General features: G+C 64.7%; 3 protein-coding genes. All 3 read left to right on the top strand.

Annotation, left to right across the window (positions count from 1 at the left end; genetic code table 11):
* Positions 1-96 precede the first annotated feature (96 nt).
* The 3 genes from C0456_RS19960 to C0456_RS19950 all read left to right on the top strand — a co-directional run bounded on the left by C0456_RS19960 (position 97) and on the right by C0456_RS19950 (position 2,623).
* Positions 97-552: a transposase gene (locus C0456_RS19960; RefSeq protein ID WP_291056271.1), complete on the top strand. Its 456-nt coding sequence runs from the start codon at positions 97-99 to the stop codon at positions 550-552.
* On the top strand, positions 546-899 hold the full coding sequence (gene tnpB / locus C0456_RS19955; protein ID WP_067490403.1) for an IS66 family insertion sequence element accessory protein TnpB: 354 nt from the start codon (positions 546-548) through the stop codon (positions 897-899). Before C0456_RS19960 ends, tnpB begins: the two co-directional genes overlap by 7 nt.
* A gap of 86 nt (positions 900-985) precedes the next feature.
* Complete coding sequence (locus tag C0456_RS19950) at positions 986-2,623, top strand: IS66 family transposase (protein WP_291056273.1); 1,638 nt, start codon at positions 986-988, stop codon at positions 2,621-2,623.
* The last annotated feature ends 68 nt before the right edge of the window (positions 2,624-2,691 follow it).

Below are 2,691 nucleotides of genomic sequence, written 5' to 3'. Positions count from 1 at the left end.
GTAAGCGTCCGGCCGACCACGTGTTGCGCGGTCGGCGCTGGACGGTGAAGGACGGTTCCTGAAGGGAGTTCTTTCTGGACTCCAGAAGGAGGTCCTGTGATCGAAGGTGGCGGCGTGATCGTGCGCACGGAGCGACGGCGGCGCTATTCTGACGCAGAGAAGGCGGCGATCGTCGCCGAGAGCCTGCGTCCCGATGTCACGGTGGTGTCGGTCGCGCGCAGGCATGGCATTGCCAAGAGTGTGATCTACAACTGGCGTGCCAACCGGCGCGAGGCTGAAGCGATTGCAAGGGAGGCGCTGGAGTTCATCCCATGTGGCCAGTTCGTGGCGACCCCGGAGCGAGCTTCAGCGTGCGAGATCATTGCTGACGAACCGGAGTCTTCGGTCGGCCCCTTGGCGCAAGATGTTGCGGCTTCTCCTCCGCCCGGGCAACAACGAGCAGGCGCGATTGCCATCGAGCTTGGCAACGGTGCGCGCCTGACCGTCGACAGCTTCGTCAACGAGAAGGCGCTCGCCCGGGTTCTGCGCGCGTTGAAGGCCGTGCCATGTTGAGCTTGCCGTCAGGAACCAAGGTCTATCTGGCCAGCAAGCCGGTCGACATGCGCAAGGGCTTCGCCGGGCTCAGCGTGCTTGCCAGCGAAGTTTTCCGGCTCGATCCCTATAACGGGCATGTCTTCCTGTTCCGCAGCAAGCGCGGCAACTACCTCAAAGCGCTGGTCTGGGACGGCACGGGCCTGTGCCTGTTCGCCAAGCGTCTCGAGCGTCATCGCTTTGTGTGGCCGCCGCTGGTCGACGGCGGAGTGGTGCTGACCCCTGCGCAGTTTTCGCTGCTTCTGGAGGCGATGGACTGGCGGCGAACGGTGGCGCCAAAACCCCCGCAGAGGCCTGTGCATATCTAGCGATTCGGGCGCGGTTTTCCTGCCTTCGGCTTGGTCAAGATCGCCCGTCATGTTATCCGCTGTTCATGTCTCCCACCGAACTTGATCTGCCTTCCGATCCGGACGAGCTTCGCGCCTTTGCCGAGGTGATGAAGGCGCGTCTGGTCGCCTCGGAGCAGGCGCTGGCGCAGGAGCGCAAAGCCCATGTCGCTACCCGCGATGAGCTCAGTGCCGCACGCAACGCGATCAAGCTGACCACGCTTCAGATCGAGAAGCTCAAAGCTCAGCTCGCCAAGCTGCGCCGGATGAAGTTCGGCCAGTCGTCCGAGCGCATGACGCAGCTTGCCGATCAGCTGGAACTCACGCTCGAGGATCTCGAAGCCCAGCAGGCCCATGCCGAGTGCGTCATGCGCGGGCATGTCGATCAGGACGAGGCCGAACCGCCGGAGGCCAAGCGCAAACCCAAGCGCGCGCCGCTGCCCGAACATCTGCCGCGCGATGTGATCGTGCATCCGGCGCCCGGCGCGGATCGCTGCGCGGCGTGCGGCAGTGCGGCATCCATTCTCGGCGAAGATGTCACCGAGGTGCTGGAATACGTGCCTGCGAGCTTCCGCGTGGTGCGCCATGTCCGTCCCAAGCTTGCATGCACATGCTGCGATACTATCGCTCAGGCACCTGCACCCGGTCTGCCGATCCCGCGCGGCCGCGCCGGCCCAGGCCTCTTGGCGCACGTCATCGTCGCCAAGTTCGCCGATCACCTGCCGCTGTATCGCCAGTCGCAGATCTATGCGCGCGAAGGTGTCGAGCTGTCCCGCTCGACCATGGCCGACTGGCTCGGCCAGGTCAGCTGGCTGCTCGATCCGCTGGTCGAGCGGCTCGGTGCCCACGTCATGGCCAGTCAGAAGCTCCACGCGGACGACACACCGGTCCCGGTGCTGGCTCCCGGTACGGGCAAGACGTCGACCGGGCGATTATGGGTCTATCTGCGCGACAACCGGCGATGGAGTCCGAGCGACAAGCCTGCCGCGCTGTTCCGCTACAGTCCCGATCGCAAGGGTGAACGGCCACGCGAGCATCTTGCGGCTTTTTCGGGCTTTCTGCAGGCCGATGCCTATGCCGGATTCAACCCGCTCTATGATCCCGGCCGCAAGCCCGGCGTTATCACGCCCGTCGCCTGCTGGGCGCATGCAAGGCGCAAGCTGCACGATGTCCTTGTTGCCGATCGCGGCTCTGCTGCGCGCAAGGGGCTCGGCCTCATCGCGCAGCTCTACGAGATCGAGCGGCCGATCGAGCAGGAACCTCCCCAGGAGCGTCTGCGCCAGCGAGCGGCATCGAGGCTTATCGCGCTCGATTTCTTCGCATGGGCAGATGGCGTCCTTGCCAAGGCATCGGCACGCTCGCCGCTGGCCGAGGCGTTGCGCTATGCCGTCAAGCTAAAGCCCGCGCTGCTTGCCTACACCCAGGACGGGCGGCTTGAGATCGACAACAACCTTGCCGAGAACGCGCTGCGCGGCATCGCGGTCGGGCGCAAGAACTGGCTGTTCGCCGGTGCGGACTGCGGCGGCGAGCGGGCCGCGGCGATGTATTCGCTGCTCGAGACCGCCAAGCTCAATGAAGTGAACCCGCAAATCTGGCTGACGGACGTCCTCGACCGCATCGGCAAGAGTCATCCGATCAATCGCATCGACGAACTGCTTCCCTGGACATGGAAGGCGGCTCAATCCGGTGACCAGTACGTCGCGTGAGGGCCATTGCGCCAATGGCAGCTATCTGCGATTTTCCGCCAGAAGCTGCCATTCAGGAACCGACCCCA

It is taken from the genome of Hyphomonas sp., from assembly GCF_013823385.1.
Classification (GTDB): Bacteria; Pseudomonadota; Alphaproteobacteria; order Caulobacterales; family Hyphomonadaceae; genus Hyphomonas.
This window is presented reverse-complemented; position numbering and strand designations above follow the sequence as displayed.

Excerpts from the sequence above, each read along its gene's own strand:
- tnpB (WP_067490403.1), top strand. The coding sequence starts at position 546 with ATGTTGAGCTTGCCGTCAGGAACCAAGGTCTATCTGGCCAGCAAGCCG.